Consider the following 23,531-nt stretch of genomic DNA (forward strand, 5'->3'; position numbering starts at 1 on the left):
GACAAGCGTATCGCGGCACCCCGACGGCCCGGGTCCCGCGACGGCACGGTCTGCGCGCCCGCGGGGCCCGGGAACGCAGAACGGCGGGCCGCCCTCCGGAGAGGACGACCCGCCGTTGCCACCGACGCTGGGGTCAGCGGGCTGCGTAGTACTCGACGACGAGCTGCACTTCACAGGTCACGGGGACCTCGGCGCGCTTCGGACGACGGACCAGGCGCGCCTGGAGCTTGTCGATCTCGACGTCCAGGTAGCCCGGGACCTTCGGGAGGACTTCCTGGTGACCACCGGCAGCGGCGACCTGGAAGGGCTCGAGCGACTCGGAGCGCTGCTTGACGTGGATCAGCTGGCCCTCCTTGACGCGGAAGGAGGGACGGTCGACGAGCTTGCCGTCGACGAGGATGTGACGGTGCACGATCAGCTGGCGGGCCTGCGCGGTCGTCCGGGCGAAGCCGGCACGGAGCACGAGGGCGTCCAGGCGGGTCTCGAGGAGCTCGACGAGGTTCTCACCGGTCAGACCGGCCGACTTGCGGGCCTCTTCGAAGACGATGCGGAGCTGCTTCTCGCGGATGCCGTACTGGGCGCGCAGACGCTGCTTCTCACGGAGACGGACGGCGTAGTCGCTGTCCGCACGACGGCGCGTGCGGCCGTGCTCACCGGGCCCGTAGGGGCGCTTCTCGAGGTAACGGGCCGCCTTCGGCGTCAGCGGGATGCCGAGCGCGCGCGAGAGGCGGGTCTTGCTGCGGGTGCGGGACTTGGTAGACACAGGGTCCTTTTCTCTGTACTGAACTGAAGATGTCACGGGTCTCGGAGCGCGCACGCACCGACGGACCCCGTGACGGGATCCAGAGGGATGAGCCTGTGGGATCGGACGGCTACAGTCCGAACCTCTGCCCCCGTGCCGGGCTGTTGGACCACACGAGGTGGTCCGACCGCTCCGGCACTGTGTCCTCGACGCAGCCGCACGCGAGGACCAGGACGTAGGCCCGTCAACGATAGCAGCACGACGGCCCCGCGCACAGCCTCCATCCGGTGTCGGCGCGTCGGCGTTCAGTCGCCGCGGATGATGCCGCGCAGGCGGTCGAGCCGGGGGGCCGATCTCGCGCTCGAACCCGTTCGCCGTCGGTGTGTAGTACTCGGTGCCGTCGATGGCGTCCGGCAGGTACTGCTGGGTGGCGACGCCGTGCTCGGCGTCGTGCGAGTACACGTACCCCTTGCCGTGCCCGAGCCGCTTCGCCCCGGCGTAGTGCGCGTCCCGGAGGTGGTTCGGCACGACGCCCATCCGCCCGGCCTTGACGTCGGCGATCGCCTGGTTCACACCGTTGTACGCCGCGTTCGACTTCGGCGCGGTCGCGAGGTAGACGACGGCCTCGGCGAGCGGGATCCGCCCCTCCGGCATGCCGATCAGCTGCACGGCCTGCGCCGCGGCGACCGCGATCGGCAGGGCCTGCGGATCGGCCATGCCGATGTCCTCCGACGCCGAGATGATGATCCGGCGGGCGATGAACCGCGGGTCCTCCCCCCGCCTCGATCATCCGGGCGAGGTAGTGCAGTGCGGCGTCGACGTCGCTCCCCCCGCACCGACTTGATGAACGCGCTGATGACGTCGTAGTGCTCGTCGCCGGCCCGGTCGTAGCGGAGCAGTGCACGGTCGACCGCGGCCGCGACCGTCTCGGCGTCCACGACCGGTGCCGTGCCGTCCTCGCGCTCGTCGTCGTCCTGGCCGGCGACCGCCGACGCCGCGGCTGCCTCGAGCGCGGTCAGGGCCCGGCGGGCGTCCCCCCGACGCGAGCCGGACGATCGCGGCGCGGGCTTCGTCGCCGAGGACCACGGCGCCGCCGAGGCCGCGTGCGTCCTCCACCGCGCGGTCCACGAGCATGCCCAGGTCGGCGTCGGTCAACGGCTTCAGGGTGAGCAGGAGCGACCGGGACAGGAGCGGCGAGATGACGGAGAAGGACGGGTTCTCGGTCGTCGCGGCGATGAGGATGACCCAGCCGTTCTCGACACCGGGCAACAGGGCGTCCTGCTGCGCCTTGCTGAAGCGGTGGATCTCGTCGAGGAACAGCACCGTCGTCGAGCCGTAGAGGTCCCGGTGCGCGAGGGCCTTCTCCATGACCTCGCGCACGTCCTTGACGCCGGCGGTCACGGCGGAGAGCTCGACGAACTCACGGCCGGACTGCCGGGCGATCGCCTGCGCGAGGGTCGTCTTGCCGGTGCCCGGGGGGACCCCAGAGGATCACGGAGACCCCGCCCGGGTGCTCCCGCGTGCCCGTCGCCAGCTGCACGAGCGGGGACCCGCGACCGAGCAGGTGCTGCTGTCCCGCCACCTCGTCCAGGCTCGTCGGACGCATGCGGACCGCCAGCGGCACGGAACCCTGCGCGAGACCGGCCCGCCCACCCGTCGTCGGCGCGTTCATCCCCGAGCGGTCTGGTGCCATGCCTCGATGGTAGGCGTCCACACCGACGTGCTCGCCACCGCACGGCACCGACCCGGGCCCGAGGGGGGCGACCCGGTACGCTCGCAACCGACACCGCGACGAGAGGTCAGAAGAGCACCGTGGCACCGAAGAACCAGAGCCGTGAAGCCCGCGAGCGACTCCGTCTCTACCAGGCCAGACAGGGCCTCCACGAGCGTCAGCGACGTCGTCGGGTCCGCGACGACGTCGTCTGGGCCGGGGCCCTCGTGCTGGTCGCCGCGCTCGCGACCGGTTCCCAGTTGGTGTACGCGGCGACGCAGGACGACGACCGCGCCACCGCGTCGGCCAGCGCGACCGGCACCGCCACCCCCCACGCCGTCACCCAGCGCGACCGCGGCGGGCACCGGTGACGTGCCGAGCAAGGACATCGCGGCGGGGTCGACCTGGACCGGCTCCCTGACGCTCAACGACGACGTCCGGCTCGGCATCGAGCTCGACGGCGCAGCGGCACCGCAGGCCACCAGCGTCGAGATCGACCTCATCCGCAAGCGGTTCTACCAGGGCACGACCTGCCACCGCCTCGCCGACAGCGACGACTTCCACTTCCTGCAGTGCGGGTCCGCGAACGGGGACGGCACGGGGGGACGCCGGCTTCCAGTACGGTCCGCTCGAGAACGTGCCCGAGGACGGCCGGTACGCGGCGGGCACCATCGCCATCGCCCGCGGGTCGTCGCCCGCGTCACAGACCACGCAGTTCTTCATCGTGACGGACGACACCACGCTCGACCCCTCGTCGGGTGGGTACACGGTCGTCGGGAAGGTCACGAGCGGCCTGTCGGACCTCGTGTCGCAGGTGACGTCGAAGGGCATCGCGGACCCCGGCGCCGACGGCTCCGGGAAGCCGGAGGTGCCGACGGAGATCACCGGCGCCACGATCGCCCGGGAGAAGTAGTCCACGGCGAAAGCGCACACGCCCGTCGCACGGCCCGACCGTGCAATAGGCTGACGACCTGACCGTGCCGACGGCGACGTCGGTGATGCACGACCACGATCGAGGCGAGACCTGTGGCATCTGACGAAGCAACGACCTGGGGCAGGGTCGACGAGAGCGGGACGGTCTACGTCCGGTACGAGGACTCGGAACGGGTCGTCGGCGAGTACCCGGACGCGTCCGCCGAGGAAGCCCTCGCCTACTTCGCCCGGAAGTACGCCGATCTCGAGGGCCAGGTGAAGATCGCCGAGCAGCGCGTCAAGGGCGGCGCGTCGGCCGGTGACGTCGCCCGCACCGTCGAGCACCTGCGGAGCCTGGTGGCGGACGCGCGGGTCGTCGGGGACATCAAGTCGCTCGAGGACCGCATCGGCGCACTCACCGACCAGGTGGGCTCCCTGACCAAGGAGCAGGCCGCGCAGGCGCAGCAGGCCCTGACCGAGGCGCTCGCGTACCGCACCGCGCTGGTGGAGGAGGCCGAGGCACTCGCCGCGGTCGACCCCGCCCGGGCGCAGTGGAAGCAGGTGACCGCGCAGCTCGACGACGTCTTCGCCCGCTGGCAGCAGCACCAGCACGACGGCCCGCGCATCCCGAAGAACGACGCGAACGACCTGTGGAAGCGGTTCCGGACCGCGCGCTCGACGGTCGACCAGCACCGACGCGCCTTCTACTCGGAGCTGGACTCGCAGCACCGCGATGCCCGAGCCCGCAAGCAGGAACTCGTGCAGCAGGCCGAGGCGCTCGCACCGCGCGGCTCGGACGCGATCCCCGCGTACCGCCAGCTGTTGGACGAGTGGAAGGGTGCCGGGCGCGCCGGCAAGCGTCACGACGACGCGCTCTGGGCTCGCTTCAAGGCCGCCGGCGACGTCCTCTTCGAACAGCGGCACGCCGAGGCGTCCGCCGAGAACGAGGAGTACTCGGCGAACCTCGAGGCGAAGCTGGCGTTGCTCACCGAGGCAGAACCGATCCTGCAGATGCAGGACCGCGCTGCGGCACGCAAGGCGCTGACGGACGTCCAGCGTCGCTGGGACGAGATCGGCCGCGTCCCGCGCGCCGACGTCCGCCGCGTCGAGGACCGCATCCGCGCGGTGGAGGACCACGTCCGTGGCCTCGAGGACCAGCACTGGAAGCAGTCCGACCCGGAGCGCAAGGCACGGCAGACCGGGCTCGCGAGCCAGCTCGAGGGCGCGATCGCGAAGCTCGAGGGCGAGCTCGCCGACGCCGAGGCGAGCGGGGACGCGCGCCGGATCAAGGACGCACGCGAAGCGCTCGACGCCCGCAAGATCTGGCTCGACGCGCTGGGCGGCTGAGCGCTCGACCGACGACGGACGGATGCCCCGTGGCCGATCGGCCACGGGGCATCCGTCTGTCACGTCCCGTCAGGCGGAGACGGGCATGCCCAGCAACGCCCGGATGGCGAGGTCGTCCTGGCGCATCTGCGCGGCGAGCTCGTCCATCCCACCGAAGGCGACCATCCCGCGGACGTAGGCGACGAACAGCACCGAGATCGTCTCGTCGTACAGGTCGATGTCCACGTCGAGCAGGTGCGCCTCGATCTGCTTCTCCGGGACGCCCTCGAACGTCGGGTTGTTGCCGACCGACACAGCGGCCGGGTACGTCACCCCGTCGTACACGACGCGCGCGGCGTACACCCCGTCGGCCGGGACGAATCCCTCGCAGTGCGGGTCGAGGTTCGCGGTGGGGTAGCCCATCTCGCGCCCTCGCTGGTTGCCCCGCACGACCGTGCTCCGGACGGCGTGCTCGCGGCCGAGCAACCGTGCGGCCTCGGCGACGCGACCGACGCCGAGGAGTTCGCGGATCCAGGTGGAGGACACGCGTCGCTCTCCCGCGGGACGGACGTCGTCGACCAGGCCGACGTCGTCGATGAGCTCGACGAGGAACCCGTGCCGCTCACCGAGCTCCCGGAGCAGGGCGACGTCCCCGGCACCGTGTGCCCCGAACCGGAAGTCGCTCCCGACGAACACCAGACGCGCGTGCAGCGTGCCCACGAGGATCTCCGACACGAACGACTCGGCGGACTTCGCCTGCAGTTCGGGGTCGAACCGGAGCAGGAGGGTGGCGTCGACGCCGACGTCCGCGAGGAGTTCGCGCCGCTGTGCCGTGCTCGTCAGCGGCGGCGGCACCCGCTGCGGGTCGATCACGTTGAGCGGGTGCTGGTCGAAGGTGACGACGGTCGAGGTGAGACCGCGCGCGCGGGCCGCCTGCTCGAGGTGGGCGATCACGGCGCGGTGCCCGACGTGCACACCGTCGAACTTGCCGATGGTGACGGCACTCGGGCCGAAGTCCGTCGGCACGGCTGCCGGGTCGTCGTAGAACTGCATGCTGGCGTCCCTCCCCGTCACTCGGCGGACCCGAGGTGCTGGTCCGCGGCGGCCGCTGCGGGCGTCGTGCCGCGCTCGAGGGCTGCGCGGTGGTGCTTCCGGAGCCACCACAGGCCCGCGATCGGCAGCACGAGCGGCGCGAACGCGTACCCCATGCCGTAGTAGGACCAGATCGTCAGGTCCGGGAACAGCTGGCGGTCGAGCAGCGAGAGCGTCCCGACGACGAGCACGCCGGTCATCTCGAAGACGATGGTCACGCAGGCCACCCGGTACCAGGTCCGGCCGGGCACGATGAGGGCGACCATGGCGAGGATGTAGACCACGGCGGCGATGGCGCTCAGCGTGTACGAGAACGGCGCGAAGGAGAAGTCCTCCGCGATCTGCACGACGCTCCGACCGGTGGCGGCCAGGGCGAGGATGCCGTAGACCGCGATGAGGACCCGGCCGACACCGGTGGCCAACGAGGACACCCTCGGTGCCGAGGTGCGCTCGGCCGCGGTGCTCGCCGAGGAGGATCCACCTGCAGAGGACTTGGTCGCCATTGCACCGATCCTACCGACCACCCGGGACACCCGGGCACGGTGACGCGGGGAGCACGGCCGTCGCGTGCAGCACCGTTCCCGTCAGTTCAGCGCGAACCAGATCTGGTACATCCGGTACACCATGACCGCGGCGGTGAACGCACCGGCGCCGAGCACGACGGTGCTCCAGCGCGTGCGGTCGATGAGGGCCCAGACGATGGTGGCGGGCGGTACCAGGACCACCGAGACGGCGTAGACCCAGAACTCGAGCACGTTGCCCTGCGGCGGGTTGCCGACGGCCGGGGCGATGAGCGCCACCACGAACTGGACCAGGAGCAGGAGCTCGACGAGGGCCAGTGCGCCGACGGTGGCGTCGTCCGGCTTCCGGCCGACGAGGCCGAGGACGACGGCCGCCACCCCGATGACGCAGGCGATCGCGAACTGCACCCACATGAACCACTCGATCACGCGTTCGCTCCTGCCGCTGTGGGGAAGTTCGTGATGACGCGGAGCTGTCCGCGGCGGACGGCGACGAGCCCGACGAGTCGGTCCCCACCGGTGGCGATGGCGGCCACGGGTCCCTCCGAGTCCGGGTGCTCGACGCTGATCCGCTTGCCGTCACCCAGGTCCTTCGCCTGGTGCCCGTCCAGCTGCACGACCGGGAAGAGTCGCCGTGCCACGTCCGCCGGTCGGGCGAGCGCCCCGTGGACGTCCACGGCGTCGTCCTCGAGGTCGACGGCGTCGTCGACCGTGAAGGGACCGACGACGGTCCGACGGAGCGCGGTGAGGTGTGCGCCGGTGCCGAGCGTGACGCCGACGTCACGGGCGAGTGCCCGGATGTAGGTGCCGGACGAGCAGGACACGACGACGTCGAGGTCGATGACGGAGACGTCGGCTCCGTCGACCGACACGACCCGGTCGACCCGGCCGAGGACCTCGAACCGGTCGACGGTCACGCGCCGGGCGCGGAGTGTGACCGCTTCACCCTTGCGGGCCAGGTCGTAGGCCCGGCGCCCGTCGACCTTGATGGCGCTGACGGTGGACGGGACCTGGTCGATCGGACCGCGGAGCGCGGCGACGGCGGCCTCGATCGCCTGGTCCGAGACGCTGTCCGCAGCCGCACCGACCGACGACACCGGCTCGCCGTCGGCGTCGTCCGAGTCGGTGCCGACGCCGAGCCGGATCGTCGCCGTGTAGGTCTTGCCCAGTCCGACCAGGTGCGTCAGGAGCCGGGTGGAGGGGCCGACGCCGAGCAGGAGCAGCCCGGTCGCCATCGGGTCGAGGGTGCCCGCGTGGCCGATCTTCTTGAGGCCGAGTCGTCGGCGGGCGATCGAGACCACGCGGTGGCTCGAGATGCCCTGCGGCTTGTCGACGAGGATGATGCCGTCGGGCGGGGTCACGAGCACCGCAGCAGCGTAGCAGCGGGACCGCCCGCCGTCGCGTCCGCTCGTCCCGACGTGCGACCCGGACGGCCCACCGGTCGCGGCGGGCTCAGCAGGCGTCGTTCCACTCGCGGCGCGGGTGCTCGGGGTCGGTCACGTCGAGCACGGCCGATGCGGCGATCTTCACGTCCGCTCGGCGCTCGAGCCGCCCGGCCTCCTGCTCCACCCAGAGGGACCAGCGCCACAGCGACCGTGTCCCCGGCGCGAGGAGCCCGGCTCCGTGCACGACGAGCACGCCGTCGCCCGCGCCGGTGGTCCGGAACGGGGTCACGAGGTCGGCGCGGAGCGTGTCGGCGTCGGTCGAGGGAGCAGCGGCCGCCATCGCGTGGACGCCGTGCCGCTCGAAGCCGGCGACGAGTGCAGCCGCCACACGTTCGAGGTCGAGGCCGTCCTGTCCGTCGACGGCGACCACGGTGCGGTTCGTCCCGACCTGCGCGATCACCTCGCTCGCGATCGCGGCCATCGTGTCGGTCTCCTGCGGTGCCCAGCGTGCCATGCCACCACCGTAGGCTGTCGTGGTGAACGCGGGCCGAGCCTCCAGTCCGTCGGTGGACGACACCGGCCTCCACACGCGATCCGCCTTCCTGTCCCCCCGTGCTCGACTGGTTCCGCCGGGAGGCGCGCGACCTGCCCTGGCGGCGGCCCGGGTTCCCGGCATGGGGCACGCTGGTGAGCGAGGTCATGCTGCAGCAGACGCAGGTCGCCCGCGTCGTCCCCCCGGCTGGAGGCGTGGCTCACGCGCTGGCCGACCCCCGCGGACCTCGCGGCGTCGCCGCCCGCGGAGGCCGTACGGGCCTGGGACCGGCTCGGGTACCCGCGCCGTGCGCTGGCGCTGCACGCGGCGGCCACCGCCATCGCGGAACGACACGGGAACGTCGTGCCGCGGGACGTCGACGAGCTCCTGGCCCTGCCCGGCATCGGCGACTACACGGCCCGCGCGGTCGCGGTGTTCGCGTACGGCGACCGGCACCCTGTCGTGGACGTGAACGTGCGGCGGGTGCTCGCCCGGGCCGTGCTCGGGCAGGGCGAGCCCGGACCGGCCAAGGCGAAGCAGGACCTGCCGCTCATGGAGTCCGTGCTCCCGGTCGAGCGCGACGCCGCGGCCGCCACGAACGCGGCCGTCATGGAACTCGGGGCGCTCGTCTGCGTCGCCCGGGCGCCGGCGTGCGACGCGTGCCCGATCGCCGACCGCTGCGCCTGGCGGGCCGCCGGGTACCCGGACCACGACGGCCCACGCGCACCGAAGCAGGCGCGCTTCGCCGGCAGCGACCGTCAGGTGCGGGGCCTGCTCATGGCGGAACTGCGCGCCAGCGACGTGCCGGTCACGACGGACGAGATCGCGCTGGTCTGGCCGGACGCCGAGCAGCGGGACCGGGCGCTCGCCTCGCTGCTGCGCGACGGACTGGCCGAGGGCGACGATGCCGAGGGGTACCGGCTGCCACGTGGCTGAGACGCACGGAGCGCCCGCCACCGACCGGTGACGGGCGCTCCGTGTGCCGGATGCGGTCAGGTCCGGGCAGCGTCCGACGCCTCGTCGTCCGACGCGTCGTCGTCCTCGTCCTCGTCCTCGTCGTGCTTGTACGGGTCGGCCTCGCCGGCGTACGTGGCGCCGACCGCCGCGGCCTTGACCTGCTGGTCGCGCATCTGCGCCTGCGCGAGCAGGTCCTCGAGGTGCGCCGAGGTGTCGGGCAGGGCGTCGGCGATGAACTCGAGCGACGGCGTCAGCCGGGCCGTGATGTTCTTGCCGACCTCGGTCCGGAGCATGCCGGTCGCGGCCTTGAGCGCGGCGGCCGAGTCGGCACGCTCCTCGTCGGTGCCGTACACCGTGTAGAAGACGGACGCGTGCTGCAGGTCACCGGTCACGCGGACGTCGGTGATGGTGACGAAGCCGAGTCGCGGGTCCCGCAGGCCCTTGTCGAGCCGACGAGCGACGACTTCCTTGATGCGGTCCGCCATCTTGCGTGCGCGCTGCGGATCAGCCATGGGTTCCTCCTTGCGGAACGGGGTGAGGCCCCGCCCCTCCGGTCGGAGAGGCGGGGCCCAGGGTACTCAGTGCGATCAGTCGCGCGGCTTCTCGACGAGCTCGGTGGTCTCGATCTCGTCGCCGACCTGGATGTCGTTGAACTTGCCCAGACCGATACCGGCTTCGAAGTCCGTCCGGACCTCGGTGACGTCGTCCTTGAAGCGACGCAGGGACTCGATGGCGAGCCCGTCCGCGACCACGACGCCGTCACGGATGACGCGCGCCTTGGCGTTGCGCGTGATCGTGCCGGACCGGACGATGACACCGGCGATGTTGCCGAACTTGGAGGAACGGAACACCTCGCGGATCTCCGCCACACCCGACTGGACCTCTTCGTACTCGGGCTTGAGCATGCCCTTGAGCGAGTTCTCGATGTCCTCGAGTGCGTTGTAGATGACCGAGTAGAAGCGCACGTCGATGCCTTCACGGGCAGCGCGCTCGCGGGCCTTGACGTCCGGACGGACGTTGAAGCCGACGACGATCGCGTTGTCGATCGTGGCGAGGTCGATGTCCGACTCCGTGATCGCACCCACACCGCGGTGCAGGATGCGCAGCTGGACGCTGTCGTCCACCTCGATGTCGAGGAGCGACTGCTCGAGTGCCTCGACGGCACCGGAGACGTCACCCTTGATGATGAGGTTGAGCGAGTCGACCTTGCCCTCTTCGAGTGCACGGGTGAAGTCCTCGAGCGAGATGCGCTTGCGGGCCTTGGCCAGCTGGGCGTTGCGCTGCGCGGCTTCACGCTTCTCGGCGATCTGACGAGCGGTGCGGTCGTCCTCGGTGACAAGGAACGTGTCACCGGCGCGCGGCACCGACGACAGACCCTGCACCTGGACCGGACGGGCCGGCGTCGCGGCGTCGACCGCGTTGCCGTTCTCGTCCGCCATCGCCCGGACACGGCCGTACGCCGTGCCGGCGACGATCGCGTCACCGACGTGCAGCGTGCCGGACTGGATGAGGACGGTCGCCACCGCACCGCGGCCCTTGTCGAGCCGTGCTTCGATCGCGACGCCTCGGGCGTCCTTGTCGGGGTTGGCACGCAGGTCGAGCCCGGCGTCAGCGGTCAGCAGCACCGCGTCCAGGAGGTCCTGGATGCCGATGTTGTTGCGCGCGGAGACGTCGACGAACATGACGTCGCCGCCGTACTCCTCGGCCACCAGGTTGTACTCGGTGAGCTGCTGGCGGACCTTCGCCGGGTTGGCGCCGTCCTTGTCGATCTTGTTGACCGCGACCACGATCGGCACACCGGCCGACTGCGCGTGGTTCAGCGCCTCGATCGTCTGCGGCATGATGCCGTCGTCCGCCGCGACCACGAGGATCGCGATGTCCGTCACCTGGGCACCACGGGCACGCATGGCCGTGAAGGCCTCGTGACCCGGGGTGTCGATGAAGGTGATCGGGCGCTCGATGCCCTCGTGCTCGGTGACGATCTGGTACGCACCGATGTGCTGCGTGATGCCGCCGGCTTCGCCCTCGACGACCTTCGAGTTCCGGATCGCGTCGAGCAGTCGGGTCTTACCGTGGTCGACGTGACCCATCACGGTGACGACCGGGGGGGACGCTGCTGCAGGACGGAGTCGTCCTCGTCGGCGTACTCGGCGTCGATGTCGATGTCGAAGCCCTCGAGGAGCTCCTTGTCCTCGTCCTCGGGCGAGACGACCTGGATCTTGTAGCCGAGCTCCTCGCCGAGGACCTCGAAGGTGGCCTCGTCCAGGGACTCGGTCGCGGTCGCCATCTCACCGAGGTGGAACAGCACCGTCACCAGGTTGCCGGGGCTCGCGTCGATCTTGTCCGCGAAGTCCGAGATGCTCGCACCGCGACGGAGGCGGATGACCGTGTTGCCGTCACCGCGCGGGACCTGCACGCCGCCGAGCGACGGCGCCTGCCGCATCTCGTACTCGGCGCGCTTCGTCCGCTTCGACTTGCGGGCACGGCTCTTGCCGCCACCACGGCCGAACGCACCAGCGGTACCACCGCCGGGGCCACGACCACGGCCGCCACCACCTGCGGGGCGCGGACCCGTGAACGCGGGACGGGCGAAGCCGCCACCGGCGCCGGCACCGGCACCACCGGGACGGTTGAACCCGCCACCGGCGCCACCACGACCGCCACCGCCCTGACCCGGGCGCTGCCCGAAGCCGTTCGGTCGGTTGTTCTGGCCGGGACCACCGGGACGCGGGGCACCCGGGCGGGGCGCACCGGGACGCGGCGGCTGAGGACGGGGGGATGCCGTTCCCGCCACCCGCACCGGCGGCCGGGCGCTGGCCCATGCCCTGGTTCGAGGCGAACGGGTTGTTGCCGGGGCGCGGCGGACGTGCACCCATGCCCTGGCTCGACGCGTAGGGGTTGTTTCCGGGACGTGCGCCGGGCTTCGGGCCACCCGGCTTCGGGGCGGCACCGGAGGGCTTCGAGGCACCGGGCTTCACGGCGTCGCTCGGCCCGGAGTCCTTCGGGGCGTCACCGCCCTGCTGGCCCTTCTGCTCGGCGGCCTTCTGCTCCGCGGCGGCCTTGCGTGCGGCCTCGGCCTCGGCCTGGCGCTGCGCGACCGACTTCGGTGCAGCGGGCACCGGCGCGCCGTCGACGGCGGGGGCAGCGGGTGCTGCCTCGACGACGGGCTCGGGCTCGGGGGGCGGGTGCCGGACGCTTCGGGCCGGGCTTGGGGCCACCGGGCTTCGGGGCACCGGAACGCGGTGCCGCGGGGGGCCTTGGCGGCGGGGGCTGCGGGCGTCGACGACGCGGACGCGCCCTCGGCCTGCAGGGCTGCACGGAGCTTCCGTGCGACGGGGGGGCTCGATGCTCGAGCTCGGGCCCTTGACGAACTCGCCGAGCTGCTTGAGCTTCTCGAGTGCGGTCTTGCTGTCGACGCCGAGCTCGCTTGCGATCTCGTGTACGCGTGGTTTAGCCACTGTTCTCCTTCACGGGTCCCACCCCGTCAAGGGGCAGGACTCACTGGATGACGGGTCTCATTTCGAGCCGCTCATCAGTTGTCCATAAGCCGTTCAGCCTGTTCTGTCATGTCCGGGTGCTCGGGTTCCGTGCCGTTCGGGCTCTGCAGCCCGGCGAGGTACTCGCGCACCGCGGACGTGTCGGGATCACGCTCCAGCCGGAGCGCACGGCGGAATGCCCTGCGCTTGACGGCCAGTTCGTACGCTTCGACGGTCGGTGTGAGCCATGCCCCCCCGGCCCGGCATGACTGCCTTCGGATCCGCCACGACGGAACCGTCGCTCAGGGCGACGACTCGGAGGAGGGAGGATCGGGTTGCACGACGACGACTGCCGATGCACGTTCTGACGGCGTCCACTCTACTCCTTGACTCCGACGACCGCGATCCGGCGCGCCCGAGGCCTCTCGCCACGAGCGAACCGGACCGCGTCGATGGGGATGTCGCTCAGTCGTCGCCGTCGAGGATCGAGTCCGGCTGGATGTCGATCCGGGCGCCGGTGAGCTTCGCGGCGAGGCGGGCGTTCTGCCCTTCCTTGCCGATGGCGAGCGACAGCTGGTAGTCCGGCACGAGGGCCCGGACGGCCTTGGTCGAGGCGTCGAGCACGAACGCGCTCGTCACCTTCGCCGGTGACAGGGCGCTCGCGACGAAGGTCGAGAGGTCCGAGGACCAGTCGACGATGTCGATCTTCTCGGCGCCGAGCTCGTTGGTGACCGAGCGCACGCGGGCTCCGAGCTCGCCGATGCAGGCCCCCCTTGGCGTTGACCCCGGGCTCGTTCGCCTTGACCGCCATCTTCGTGCGGTGTCCGGCCTCGCGCGCCAGGGAGGTGATCTCCACGACGCCCGACGCGATCTCGGGGACCTCGAGTGCGAAGAGCTTGCGCACGAGGCCCGGGTGCGTGCGGGACACGGTGATCTGCGGACCCTTGTTGCCGCGGCCGACGCTCGTCACGTACACACGGAGTCGCATGCCGTGCGTGTAGGTCTCCCCCGGGACCTGTTCCTCCGGGGGGCAGGATCGCCTCGACGGTGCCGAGGTCGACCATGACCATCTTCGGGTTCGGGCCCTGCTGCACGATGCCGGCGACGATGTCGCCCTCCTTGCCGCGGAACTCGCCGAGGATCTTGTCGTCGCCGATGTCGCGGAGACGCTGGTTGATGACCTGCTTGGCCGCGAAGGCCGCGATCCGACCGAAGTCGCTCGGCTGGTCCACGGACTCGCCGATGACGTTGTCGTCCTCGTCACGTTCGGGGACGAACACCGAGACCTCGCCGGACTTCCGGTCGAGCTCGACACGGGCCTGGGCGTCGACGGGTTCGTCGTTTTCGGCGCGGTGCTTCTGGTAGGCGGTCAGGATGGCAGATTCGATGATCTGGACGAGCTCGTCGAACGGGATCTCCCGTTCACGCTCCATGAGTCGCAGGACTGCGAGGTCGATCTTCACCGAGGTGCCTCCGTATTCAGATGAGTCGCTCCCGCGGATGGGACCACGCGGAAGCCGTCGTCGATCGTACCGCAGGAACGACGCAAGGCCCGTGGCGCATCCGCCACGGGCCTTGCGTCGGACGCCCGGCTCGACGCCGGGCGCTCAGATCGCGCGGACGGCCTCCAGCAGATCCGCGACGGGGACCTCCCGGCGGTCGCCGGTCGCCCGGTCCCAGAGTTCGACGATGCCGTCGGCGGCGTTCCGGCCCGCGACGACGACGACCGGCATGCCGAGCAGCTCGGCGTCCCGGAGCTTCACGCCGGGCGAGACCTTCGGGCGGTCGTCGTACACGACCTCGTATCGTTCGGCCTCGAGCTGCGCGACGATCGATTCGGCCAGGTCGAATGCGGTCGCGTCCTTGCCGGTCGCGACGACGTGCACGTCGAACGGTGCGACGTGCTTCGGCCAGGCCAGGCCCTTCTCGTCGTTGTGTGCCTCGGCCAGGATCGCCAGGATGCGCGTCACGCCGATGCCGTACGAGCCCATCGTGACGGTGGCGAGCTTGCCGTTCTCGTCCTGCACCTTGAGACCGAGCGCCTCGGCGTACTTGCGCCCGAGCTGGAAGACGTGGCCGATCTCCATGCCGCGGGCGGTCTCGAGCGGGCCGGAACCGTCGGGGGGCCGGGTCGCCGGCGCGGACGTCGGACACCTCGGCGACACCGTCGGCGACGAAGTCACGCCCGGCGACGAGGCCGGAGACGTGCACACCGCGCTCGTTCGCGCCCGTGACCCAGCTCGTACCGTCGACCACGCGCGGGTCGACGAAGTAGCGCAGGTCGGTCGCGCTGTCGGCGCCAAGGACCTGCGGGCCGATGTAGCCCTTCACGAGGCCGCGGTGCTTCCGGAAGTCGTCGTCACCGGCGGCCTCGACCTCGGCCGGGGCGAACGCGACCTCGGCGCGCTTGAGGTCGACGTCGCGGTCCCCGGGGGAGTCCGACGACCACGACCTCGCGCGTGCCGTCCAGGTGCGTCAGTGCGAGCACGACGTTCTTGAGCGTGTCCGCCGCGGTCCAGGGCGCACCGGCACGCGGGGCGACCTCGTTGGCGTGCGCGACGAGCGACTCGATCGTCGGGGTGTCCGCCGCGGGCAGGAGCACGGGCTCCGGGAGCCCCTCGGTCGACCGCGCCTCGGGCACCGGGGTCACGTAGGCCTCGACGTTGGCCGCGTAGCCACCGGCGCTCCGGACGAACGTGTCCTCGCCGACCGCGATCGGGTGCAGGAACTCCTCGGACTTCGACCCGCCCATCGCGCCGGCGTCCGCCTTCACGATGACGTACTCGAGGCCGAGCCGGGTGAAGATCCGCTCGTAGGCGTCGCGCATCACCTGGTAGCTGCGCTCCAGGCCGGCGTCGTCGAGGTCGAACGAGTACGCGTCCTTCATGGTGAACTCGCGCCCACGCAGCAGACCGGCGCGGGGCCGGGCCTCGTCGCGGTACTTGTCCTGGATCTGGAACAGCGTGACCGGCAGGTCCTTGTAGGAGGAGTACAGGTCCTTCACCAGGAGCGCGAACATCTCCTCGTGCGTGGGCGCGAGGAGGTAGTCGGAGCCCTTGCGGTCCTGCAGGCGGAACATGCCGTCGCCGTACTCGGTCCAGCGGTTCGTCGCCTCGTAGGGCTCGCGCGGCAGCAGCGCCGGCAGCAGGACCTCCTGCGCCCCGGCGGCGACCATCTCGTCGCGGATGATGCCCTCGATCTTCGCGCGGACCTTCAGGCCCAGCGGCAGCCAGGCGAAGATGCCCGGCGACTGGCGGCGGACGTAGCCGGCGCGGACGAGCAGCTTGTGGCTCGTCACCTCGGCGTCGGAGGGGTCGTCGCGGAGCGTGCGGAGGAAGAGGTGAGAGAGCCGTGTGACCACGCCGCAAGCCTAGCGGCGCGCGGTCGCGGTCCGCCGCGCCTGTGGACGGGAGGCTCCCCGCCGCCGGTTCCGGGCCGTGCGTCCGGAACGGGGCCGGGACCTAGGAGGTGACGACGAGCGGCTTGCCGGTGCCCGCCGCCGGTCCCATCTCCGCGGCGAGGCGGTTCGCCTCGTCGATGAGGGTCGCGACGATCTCGGCCTCGGGGACGGTCTTGATGACCTGGCCCTTCACGAAGATCTGCCCCTTGCCGTTGCCGGAGGCGACACCGAGGTCGGCCTCACGTGCCTCGCCCGGACCGTTCACGACGCACCCCATGACGGCGACGCGGAGCGGGACGGTCATGCCCTCGAGCCCGGACGTGACGTCGTTCGCGAGCTGGTAGACGTCCACCTGCGCACGGCCACAGCTCGGGCAGGAGACGATCTCGAGCTTGCGCTCGCGGAGGTTGAGCGACTGCAGGATCTGCAGCCCGACCTTCACCTCCTGGGCGGGCGGAGCCGACAGCGACACGCGGATGGTGTCGCCGATGCCCTCGCCGAGCAGGATGCCGAACGCGGTGGCGCTCTTGATCGTGCCCTGGAACTCCGGGCCGGCCTCGGTCACGCCGAGGTGCAGCGGCCAGTCGCCGCGCTCCGCGAGCTGCCGGTACGCCTTCACCATGATGATCGGGTCGTTGTGCTTGACCGAGATCTTGAAGTCGTGGAAGTCGTGCTCCTCGAACAGGCTGGCCTCCCACACGGCGGACTCGACGAGCGCCTCCGGCGTGGCCTTCCCGTACTTCTGCAGCAGGCTCGGCTCGAGCGACCCGGCGTTGACGCCGATCCGCAGGCTCACACCCGCGTCCTTCGCGGCCTTGGCGATCGCACCGACCTGGTCGTCGAACTTCCGGATGTTGCCCGGGTTCACGCGCACCGCGGCACACCCGGCGTCGATGGCCTGGAAGACGTACTTGGGCTGGAAGTGGATGTCCGCGATCACCGGGATCTGCGACTTCTTCGCGATGATCGGCAGCGCGTCGGCGTCGTCCTGGCTCGGCACGGCCACGCGGACGATGTCGCACCCGGACGCGGTGAGCTCGGCGATCTGCTGGAGGGTCGCGTTGATGTTCGTGGTCGGCGTCGTGGTCATCGACTGCACGGACACCGGGGCGTCACCACCGACCAGGACCTTGCCGACCCGGATCTGCCGGGACTTGCGACGCGGGGCCAGGGTTTCGGGGGCCTTCGGCATTCCGAGGTTCACTGCGGGCACGGTGGGAACTCTACGCGCTCGTCCACGGAACGCGGTGCGGCCTGCTCACAGGGAGTCGACGACGGTGACGAGCGGGGCGTACAGGCGCATCGCATCGAGCGCGCGGGCGTGGTCGTCGTCGCTCGCGCCGGCGCACGCCTCGGCCACGACCGTGACGCGGACGCCGGCGTCGGCCGCAGCGAGCGCGGTCGACAGCACACAGCAGTCCGTGGAGACCCCGGTGAGCACGAGGTGCGGCTGCTCCCCCCGTCACCCGTCGGAGGTCCGTCCCCCCACTTCCCGAAGGTCGGCACGGTGACGACCGAGGCGCCACCCGCCGCGAGTGCTGCGAACGGCTCCGTGAGCGCGTACAACGGGTCGGCGTCGGGCACGAGGGCGAAGGGCCAGTCGCGGTAGTACGGCTGCCACGCGCCGGACGGGTGCTCCGGGGCGACGAACCGGGTGAGCACCGTGCGGTCGCGGAAGCGCGGGAGGAGCCGCTCGACCGCCGCGGACGCCTCGGCGTAGCGCGGTGCCGCCCAGGGGCTGTCACCCGTGAAGACGTGCTGCATGTCGATGACGACGAGCCACGCGTCGGCGGTGTCGGGTGCGTCGGACGTGCCCGTTGCGTCGGCGGCGCCCGGACCGTCGGGAGCCGCTGCGCCCGCGCGTGCCGGTCCGGCCGTCACGGGCGCAGCTCGTCCGCGGGGACGCGGGACACCGGCTCGGTGACGGGCAGCGCCTCCTGGCGGCGGATCGCGCGTCGGCCGAGCAACACCGTCCCGAGGAACCCGACGAGCAGCGCGACGAGGACGCCGAGGTTCGCGTAGGCCCAGGCGCCGTCACGTCCCCCCGAGGCCGAACGGGCCGAGCAGGAAGCCCTGCCAGTTGAGCCAGGCCGGGACGCCGTAGGTGTTCGTGACGAGCCCCCACCCGAGCACGGTGCCGACGACCACCAGCGCGATCGCGGTCCAGCGGACGTCGCCGTAGCGGCCGCGCGGGGTGTCGAGCTCGTCCTCCGCGTACGCCCGCCGCCGGAGCAGCACGTCTGCGACGAACACACCGCACCAGGCTGCGACGGGCACACCGAGCGTCACGAGGAAGGCCTGGAACGGCTGGATGAAGCTCGTCGCGAAGAACACCACGTAGACCGCGCCCGCGATCATGAACACGCCGTCGACGCCGGCTGCGACCGGTCGCGGGATCCGCACACCCGCGCTGAGCAGGGCGAGACCCGACGAGTAGATGTCGAGGACGGCACCACCGACGAGACCGAGGATCGCGACCACCGCGAAGGGGACGAGGAACCAGACCGGCAGCAGGGTCGTCAGCGCGCCGATCGGGTCGGCACCGATCGCGGCGTCCAGGTCCGGCGACGAGCCGGCGAGCATGACGCCGATGACGACGAGGACCGCGGGGGCCAGCGCGCCACCGAACGTCGTCCAGCCGACGACGCCGCGCGTCGAGGCGGACCGCGGCAGGTACCGGGAGTAGTCGGCGGCCGCGTTCACCCAGCCGAGCCCGAAGCCGGTCATCACGAGCACCAGGGCGCCGATGACGTTCTGGGCGCTGCCGGACGGCAGGTCGGCGAGGGTCCCGAGGTCGATCGACGGCGCGGCCAACACCACGTAGACCACCGTCAGCACCGCGGTGACGACCGTGATCCACGTCTGCAGGCGCATGATCACGTCGAACCCGGCGATCCCCGCCCCGATGACGAGTGCCGCGACCACCACCAGGGCGACCGCCTTCGTGACGACGCCGTCGTCCCACCCGAGCTCGCGGAACACCGTGGACGTCGCGAGGACCGCCAGCGAGGCGAGGGCGGTCTCCCACCCGACGGTGAGGACCCAGCTGAGGAAGGACGGCAACCGGTTGCCCCGGACGCCGAACGCCGCGCGGCTCAGCACCATCGTCGGGGCGGACCCGCGCTTGCCGGCGATCGCGACGATGCCACAGAGCAGGAACGAGAACACGACGCCGATGACCGACACCACCGTCGCCTGCGCGAGCGAGATGCCGAAGCCGAGGACGAACGAGCCGTAGGCCAGTCCGAGCACCGAGATGTTCGCGGCGAACCACGGCCAGAAGAGGCCGCGGGGACGGCCCTTCCGCTCGGCCTCACCGATGACGTCGGTGCCCTGCTGTTCGACGGTCCGGGTCCGCCCGGCGGTCGACGCCTTCGACGGCTCCGGTCGGGCGACGGGTTCTGCGCTCATGCGCGCCAGCGTAGTGGTCCGACGCGCGGCCCCGGCGCTACCCGAACAGGTCCACCGGTCGGACCAGGTCGGCGTAGATGAGCAGCGCGCTCATGCCGGCGAGCAGGACGACCACGACCATCGTGAGCGGCATCGTCTTCGCCAGGTCGATCGGCCCCGGGTCGGCCTTGCCGAACAGCCGGAAGGCACGACGCTTGACCGCTTCCCAGATGGCGCCGGCGATGTGGCCGCCGTCCAGCGGGAGCAGCGGCACCATGTTCAGCACGAACAGCCCGATGTTGAGCGAGGCCAGCAGCCCCAGGATCGTGTACACCTTGTCGACCACGGGCACGCCGCTCATCGAGGACACCGTGCCGATCGCCCGGCCGACGCCGACGACCGACACCGGACTGTCCTGGGAGCGCTCCTGCGCCCCGAACGCGGCGTTCCAGACGGCGACGAGCCGCTGCGGCAGGTCGACGATGAGGTGCGCCGAGGCAGCGATCTGTGCACCGGTCGCGGGGAGCACCGCGGCGGGCGACTGCCGGACGAGCGTCTGTCCGATGCTCACCCCGACGACGCCGACTCGCTCGGTCTTCGTGGTCCCGTCGCTGTCCTTCGCGACCGACCCGTCCTCCGTGTACACATCGCGGGTGGCGAGCTGCGGGGTGACCTGCAGGGTGCGCTCGGTGCCGTCCCGCTCGACGACCACGGTGACCTGCTCGCCCGCGGAGCGCTGGAAGAGGTCGGAGACCTGGGTGATCGTGGGGTTGCGTCGGCCGTCGACGGCGACCACCACGTCGCCCGCTCGGATGCCGGCCTCCTTCGCCGGGGACACCGCGTCGCCGTCGGCGCAGGTCGTCCGGGCACTCGTGGGCAGGACGCAGTCGACACTCGAGGTGAACGTCGTGGTCGGTGCACCGAAGCCGACGAGCAGCACCCCGAACAGCAGGATCCCGATCACCAGGTTCATCGCCGGCCCGGCGACCATCACGATGATCCGCTTCCAGGGGGGTGAGCCGGTAGAAGGCCCGGGAGTCGTCGCCGCCGGACTCCGCGATCTGCTCGGCACTCGCGGCCCGGGCGTCCTGCACGAACGCCGAGTACATGCCCGTGTTCGTGATCTCCCGTCCGGAGGCACGCGGCTTGAGCATGCCGACCATGGAGATGTACCCGCCGAGCAGGATCGGCCGGATGCCGTACTCGGTCTCACCACGCCGGAAGGACCAGATCGCCTTGCCGAACCCGAGCGAGTACTGGGTCACCTTGACGTTGAAGAGCTTCGCGAAGGCCAGGTGGCCGAGCTCGTGGAGGCCGATCGACACCAGCAGCCCGATGACGAAGACGACGACGCCGAGGACGAAGAGCAGGACGGTTCCGACGGTCACCGGGAAAGGGTACGGGACGCTCGCCATGACGAAAGCCGTGAGCGACCTGGGTGGTGCTGCGTGCCTCCCGGTCGGAGCGACCGACGGGAGGCCCGGCGCGCGTCAGCGGGCGAGGATGCGGTCGGCCTGCTGGCGGGCCCACCGCTCCGCGGCGAGGACGCCGTCGAGCGACGGCTCCCCCCGCCGTGTGGTCGTCGACGACCCGCGCCACCGTGTCGACGATGTCGAGGAACCCGATCGCCCCCCGCGTGGAAGGCGGCGACGGCCTGCTCGTTGGCGGCGTTGAACACGGCGGGGAAGGTGCCGCCGAGCGAGCCCACCCGCTTGGCGAGGTCGACGGCGCCGAAGGCGGCGGCGTCGAGCGGCTCGAACGTCCACGTGCTCGCGGTCGTCCAGTCCAGCGGCACGCCGACGTGCGGGACCCGGTGGGGCCAGGCGAGGCCGAGGGCGATCGGCAGCCGCATGTCCGGCGGAGACGCCTGCGCGATGGTCGAGCCGTCGACGAACTCCACCATCGAGTGCACGACCGACTGCGCGTGCACGGTGACGTCGATGCGGTCGTAGGGGACGCCGAAGAGCAGGTGCGCCTCGATGACCTCGAGGCCCTTGTTCACCAGGGTCGCCGAGTTCGTGGTCACCACGAGGCCCATGTCCCACGTCGGGTGGGCGAGCGCCTGCGCCGGTGTGACGTCCACGAGGTCGTTCCGCGAGCGCCCGCGGAACGGACCGCCGCTCGCGGTGAGGACGAGCCGACGGACCTCGGCGTCGGTGCCCGATCGGAGTGCCTGGGCGATCGCGGAGTGCTCGCTGTCGACCGGGACGATCTGCCCGGGTGCCGCGGCGGCCTGCACGAGCGGGCCCCCCGACGATGAGGCTCTCCTTGTTCGCCAGCGCGAGCGTCGCGCCGGTCTCGAGGACCGCGAGGGTCGGACCGAGCCCGACGGATCCGGTGATCCCGTTGAGCACGACGTCGGCCTCGACGCTGCGGACGAGTCGTTCCGCGTCGGCGGCCCCGAGCGCGGTGTCGCGGACCCCGTACCGGTCGGCCTGCTCGGCGAGGGTGGCGGTGTCCGTGCCCGCGGTCAGGCCGACGAGCTCGAAGCGGTCGGGGTTCCGCTCGATGACGTCGAGCGCCTGCGTGCCGATCGACCCCGTGCTGCCGAGGAGGACGACCCGGCGGCGGCCCGACACCGGGCTCAGCCCTTGGCCAGCAGGTCGACGACGAACACGAGGGTCGCGTTCGCGGGGATGCCCGAGCCCTCCGGCGGGTTGGCGCCGTAGCCGTCCTCCGGCGTGACGACGATCATGACCTGCGAGCCGATCTTCTGCCCGACCAGTCCCTTGACGAACCCGGGGATGAGCCCGCTGTTCGAGATCGTGAAGGTCGTCGGCGAGCCCTTCGACCACGAGGAGTCGAACTCCTTGCCGCCCTTGTACGCGACGCCCTTGTACTGCACGAGCGCGGTGTCGCCGTCCTCGATGACGTCACCGTCGCCCTGCTTGATGACCTCGGCCGTGGTCTTCGTGGGTGCGTCGGTGTCCGGGATGGTGATCTCGGGCTCGCCGTCCGCCTTGTCCTCGACCGTGGGGAGCGCCGGGTCCTGGTCCTGCGGCGTGCCGGTCGACTTGGTCGGGGTCTGCTCGACGACGTCCGCGACGACGACGATCGACCCGCTCGTGTTGAAGCCCAGTGCGGCTGCCTGACCGACGACGGCGACGCGGTCACCGACGTGCGCACAGGCGAGGAGGGCGCCGAAGCCGGTGCCGCCCACGGAGAGGACCTGGGGGGTTCCCCTGGTCGAAGCCGACGGTCACGAGGTTCTTCGCGTCCTTCGCGTCGTACGCGGAGTACGCGACCTGGACGAAGTCGCCCTCGGCGAGTGCGGCGCCCGTGCCCTTCACGGTGCGGGTCGCCTGCGGCGGGTCGGCGGTGAGGCCGTCGTCGAACGTCACCTTCGGCGCCCGGGATCCGCCGACGTCACCCGTGGCGTCGATCGAGTCCGACGCTCCGCCCGGCTTCGGGCACGACGTGATCGGCGCGGCCGTGGCCTTCGGGGTGGACGATGCGGAGGCCGAGGCGTCCGAGGAGCCGGACCCCGAGCAAGCGGCGAGGCCGAGGATCACGGCGGGCACGAGGGCGATCGGGAGCAGGCGGAGACGCTTCACACGGGTCATCCTGCCGTACCCACCGATGCGTCGGCTCCGAGGACGACGATCTCGGGCTCGTGGTGGACGGGGAACGCGACGGACCGCGCGATGAAGCACAGCCGGTTCGCTTCGGCGTGTGCCGCCCGTGCATCCGCCACCCGGTCCGCCTCGCGGATCGTCACGACGGGACGGAGGACCGCACCGGTGAGTTCGCCCGAGCCGTCGCGGTGGAGGTCGAGACCGGCCGTGGCACGGTCCTCGTACGCGACCACCGTGAAGCCCGTGGTCACGGCGACGTGCAGGTAGCTGAGCATGTGGCACTGGCTCAGGGCGGCGAGGACGAGCTCCTCGGGGTTCCACCGGTCGCGGTCCCCGCGGAACGTCGGGTCGGCACTGCCGAGGACGTCCGGCTTGCCCGCGGCGCTGACGACGTGCTCGCGTCCGTAGTCGCGGTGCCCGATCGTGCCGGTCCCCCCGGTCGCCGGTCCAGTGGACGGAGACCTCGTAGGAGTGGTCGTTCATCGCGGTCCTCTCGTCGTGTGGGTCGTCGG

At 71.5% G+C, this 23,531-nt stretch carries 17 protein-coding genes and 8 pseudogenes; 4 read left to right on the forward strand and 21 right to left on the reverse strand.

Annotated features, from left to right (window positions below; all coding sequences use genetic code 11):
* Positions 1-133 precede the first annotated feature (133 nt).
* Together rpsD and DEJ15_RS11675 are read right to left on the reverse strand one after the other, a co-directional pair.
* A complete protein-coding gene (rpsD, locus tag DEJ15_RS11670) occupies positions 134-763 on the reverse strand; it encodes a 30S ribosomal protein S4 (RefSeq protein ID WP_110825077.1) in 630 nt (209 codons plus the stop codon).
* A gap of 284 nt (positions 764-1,047) precedes the next feature.
* Positions 1,048-2,414, reverse strand: a pseudogene (locus DEJ15_RS11675) (replication-associated recombination protein A).
* Positions 2,415-2,554: 140 nt separating this feature from the next.
* Between DEJ15_RS11675 and DEJ15_RS11680 the strand changes: the two are divergent.
* From DEJ15_RS11680 to DEJ15_RS11690, 3 genes are all read left to right on the forward strand, one after another.
* The gene (locus DEJ15_RS11680) at positions 2,555-2,824 is read left to right on the forward strand and encodes a hypothetical protein (protein ID WP_284175017.1); all 270 of its coding nucleotides are present in this window, start codon (positions 2,555-2,557) and stop codon (positions 2,822-2,824) included.
* Between the two features lie 266 nt (positions 2,825-3,090).
* The gene (locus DEJ15_RS11685; protein WP_284175018.1) at positions 3,091-3,366 is read left to right on the forward strand and encodes a peptidylprolyl isomerase; all 276 of its coding nucleotides are present in this window, start codon (positions 3,091-3,093) and stop codon (positions 3,364-3,366) included.
* Between the two features lie 113 nt (positions 3,367-3,479).
* Positions 3,480-4,712 carry a DUF349 domain-containing protein gene (locus DEJ15_RS11690; protein WP_110825080.1) on the forward strand — a complete coding sequence of 411 codons (1,233 nt, stop codon included), beginning with the start codon at positions 3,480-3,482 and terminating at the stop codon, positions 4,710-4,712.
* Between the two features lie 69 nt (positions 4,713-4,781).
* Here DEJ15_RS11690 and DEJ15_RS11695 read toward each other — a convergent pair whose 3' ends face one another.
* The 5 genes from DEJ15_RS11695 to DEJ15_RS11715 form a co-directional block, all read right to left on the reverse strand.
* Positions 4,782-5,744 carry a bifunctional riboflavin kinase/FAD synthetase gene (locus DEJ15_RS11695; protein ID WP_110825081.1) on the reverse strand — a complete coding sequence of 321 codons (963 nt, stop codon included), beginning with the start codon at positions 5,742-5,744 and terminating at the stop codon, positions 4,782-4,784.
* Positions 5,745-5,761: 17 nt separating this feature from the next.
* On the reverse strand, positions 5,762-6,286 hold the full coding sequence (locus tag DEJ15_RS11700; RefSeq protein ID WP_258365880.1) for a hypothetical protein: 525 nt from the start codon (positions 6,284-6,286) through the stop codon (positions 5,762-5,764).
* A gap of 81 nt (positions 6,287-6,367) precedes the next feature.
* Positions 6,368-6,733, reverse strand: a complete 366-nt coding sequence (locus DEJ15_RS11705) for a hypothetical protein (protein ID WP_110825082.1) — start codon at positions 6,731-6,733, stop codon at positions 6,368-6,370.
* Positions 6,730-7,671, reverse strand: coding sequence for a tRNA pseudouridine(55) synthase TruB (gene truB / locus DEJ15_RS11710; protein WP_110825083.1), 942 nt, complete (start codon positions 7,669-7,671; stop codon positions 6,730-6,732). Before truB ends, DEJ15_RS11705 begins: the two co-directional genes overlap by 4 nt.
* Before the next feature lie 85 nt (positions 7,672-7,756).
* Positions 7,757-8,203, reverse strand: a complete 447-nt coding sequence (locus DEJ15_RS11715) for a hypothetical protein (protein WP_110858047.1) — start codon at positions 8,201-8,203, stop codon at positions 7,757-7,759.
* 98 nt (positions 8,204-8,301) lie between these two features.
* On the opposite strand from DEJ15_RS11715, the pseudogene DEJ15_RS11720 reads away from it, so the two are divergent.
* Positions 8,302-9,157: pseudogene (locus DEJ15_RS11720) on the forward strand (iron-sulfur binding domain-containing protein).
* Positions 9,158-9,213: 56 nt separating this feature from the next.
* On the opposite strand, the gene rbfA reads toward DEJ15_RS11720, so the two are convergent.
* The 14 genes and pseudogenes from rbfA to DEJ15_RS18530 form a co-directional block, all read right to left on the reverse strand.
* On the reverse strand, positions 9,214-9,690 hold the full coding sequence (gene rbfA / locus DEJ15_RS11725; protein WP_110825086.1) for a 30S ribosome-binding factor RbfA: 477 nt from the start codon (positions 9,688-9,690) through the stop codon (positions 9,214-9,216).
* A 75-nt stretch (positions 9,691-9,765) separates the two neighbouring features.
* Positions 9,766-12,636 (reverse strand): annotated as a pseudogene (infB, locus tag DEJ15_RS19560) (translation initiation factor IF-2).
* 186 nt (positions 12,637-12,822) lie between these two features.
* The gene (locus DEJ15_RS11745) at positions 12,823-13,086 is read right to left on the reverse strand and encodes a YlxR family protein (protein ID WP_349814702.1); all 264 of its coding nucleotides are present in this window, start codon (positions 13,084-13,086) and stop codon (positions 12,823-12,825) included.
* A 33-nt stretch (positions 13,087-13,119) separates the two neighbouring features.
* Positions 13,120-14,117 (reverse strand): annotated as a pseudogene (gene nusA, locus DEJ15_RS11750) (transcription termination factor NusA).
* A gap of 144 nt (positions 14,118-14,261) precedes the next feature.
* Positions 14,262-16,015, reverse strand: a pseudogene (locus DEJ15_RS11755) (proline--tRNA ligase).
* A 100-nt stretch (positions 16,016-16,115) separates the two neighbouring features.
* Positions 16,116-17,246, reverse strand: a complete 1,131-nt coding sequence (gene ispG, locus DEJ15_RS11760) for a flavodoxin-dependent (E)-4-hydroxy-3-methylbut-2-enyl-diphosphate synthase (protein ID WP_110825091.1) — start codon at positions 17,244-17,246, stop codon at positions 16,116-16,118.
* Between the two features lie 66 nt (positions 17,247-17,312).
* The gene (locus DEJ15_RS11765) at positions 17,313-17,495 is read right to left on the reverse strand and encodes a cysteine hydrolase family protein (protein WP_284175021.1); all 183 of its coding nucleotides are present in this window, start codon (positions 17,493-17,495) and stop codon (positions 17,313-17,315) included.
* 436 nt (positions 17,496-17,931) lie between these two features.
* Positions 17,932-19,465 (reverse strand): annotated as a pseudogene (locus DEJ15_RS11775) (purine-cytosine permease family protein).
* Positions 19,466-19,502: 37 nt separating this feature from the next.
* Positions 19,503-20,435, reverse strand: a complete 933-nt coding sequence (locus DEJ15_RS11780; protein ID WP_284175022.1) for a site-2 protease family protein — start codon at positions 20,433-20,435, stop codon at positions 19,503-19,505.
* A gap of 214 nt (positions 20,436-20,649) precedes the next feature.
* Positions 20,650-20,859, reverse strand: a pseudogene (locus DEJ15_RS11785) (site-2 protease family protein); the annotation flags it as partial.
* Positions 20,860-20,934: 75 nt separating this feature from the next.
* Positions 20,935-22,023: pseudogene (locus tag DEJ15_RS11790) on the reverse strand (1-deoxy-D-xylulose-5-phosphate reductoisomerase).
* A 5-nt stretch (positions 22,024-22,028) separates the two neighbouring features.
* Positions 22,029-22,604 (reverse strand): FKBP-type peptidyl-prolyl cis-trans isomerase, encoded by a 576-nt coding sequence (locus tag DEJ15_RS11795; protein ID WP_284175023.1) that lies wholly within the window; start codon positions 22,602-22,604, stop codon positions 22,029-22,031.
* The gene (locus tag DEJ15_RS11800) at positions 22,555-23,007 is read right to left on the reverse strand and encodes a hypothetical protein (protein WP_284175024.1); all 453 of its coding nucleotides are present in this window, start codon (positions 23,005-23,007) and stop codon (positions 22,555-22,557) included. Before DEJ15_RS11800 ends, DEJ15_RS11795 begins: the two co-directional genes overlap by 50 nt.
* Complete coding sequence (locus DEJ15_RS18530; RefSeq protein ID WP_349814703.1) at positions 23,004-23,294, reverse strand: OsmC family protein; 291 nt, start codon at positions 23,292-23,294, stop codon at positions 23,004-23,006. Before DEJ15_RS18530 ends, DEJ15_RS11800 begins: the two co-directional genes overlap by 4 nt.
* Positions 23,295-23,531: the final 237 nt, after the last annotated feature.

Origin of the sequence: Curtobacterium sp. MCJR17_043, from assembly GCF_003224315.2 — a bacterium.
In the GTDB taxonomy this organism is placed as follows: domain Bacteria; phylum Actinomycetota; class Actinomycetes; order Actinomycetales; family Microbacteriaceae; genus Curtobacterium.

Excerpts from the sequence above, each read along its gene's own strand:
- DEJ15_RS11715 (WP_110858047.1), bottom strand. The coding sequence starts at position 8,203 with ATGGCACGCTGGGCACCGCAGGAGACCGACACGATGGCCGCGATCGCG.
- ispG (WP_110825091.1), bottom strand. The coding sequence starts at position 17,246 with ATGCCGAAGGCCCCCGAAACCCTGGCCCCGCGTCGCAAGTCCCGGCAG.
- rbfA (WP_110825086.1), bottom strand. The coding sequence starts at position 9,690 with ATGGCTGATCCGCAGCGCGCACGCAAGATGGCGGACCGCATCAAGGAA.
- DEJ15_RS11800 (WP_284175024.1), bottom strand. The coding sequence starts at position 23,007 with ATGACCCGTGTGAAGCGTCTCCGCCTGCTCCCGATCGCCCTCGTGCCC.
- DEJ15_RS18530 (WP_349814703.1), bottom strand. The coding sequence starts at position 23,294 with ATGCTCAGCTACCTGCACGTCGCCGTGACCACGGGCTTCACGGTGGTC.
- DEJ15_RS11780 (WP_284175022.1), bottom strand. The coding sequence starts at position 20,435 with ATGGTCGCCGGGCCGGCGATGAACCTGGTGATCGGGATCCTGCTGTTC.
- DEJ15_RS11700 (WP_258365880.1), bottom strand. The coding sequence starts at position 6,286 with ATGGCGACCAAGTCCTCTGCAGGTGGATCCTCCTCGGCGAGCACCGCG.
- DEJ15_RS11695 (WP_110825081.1), bottom strand. The coding sequence starts at position 5,744 with ATGCAGTTCTACGACGACCCGGCAGCCGTGCCGACGGACTTCGGCCCG.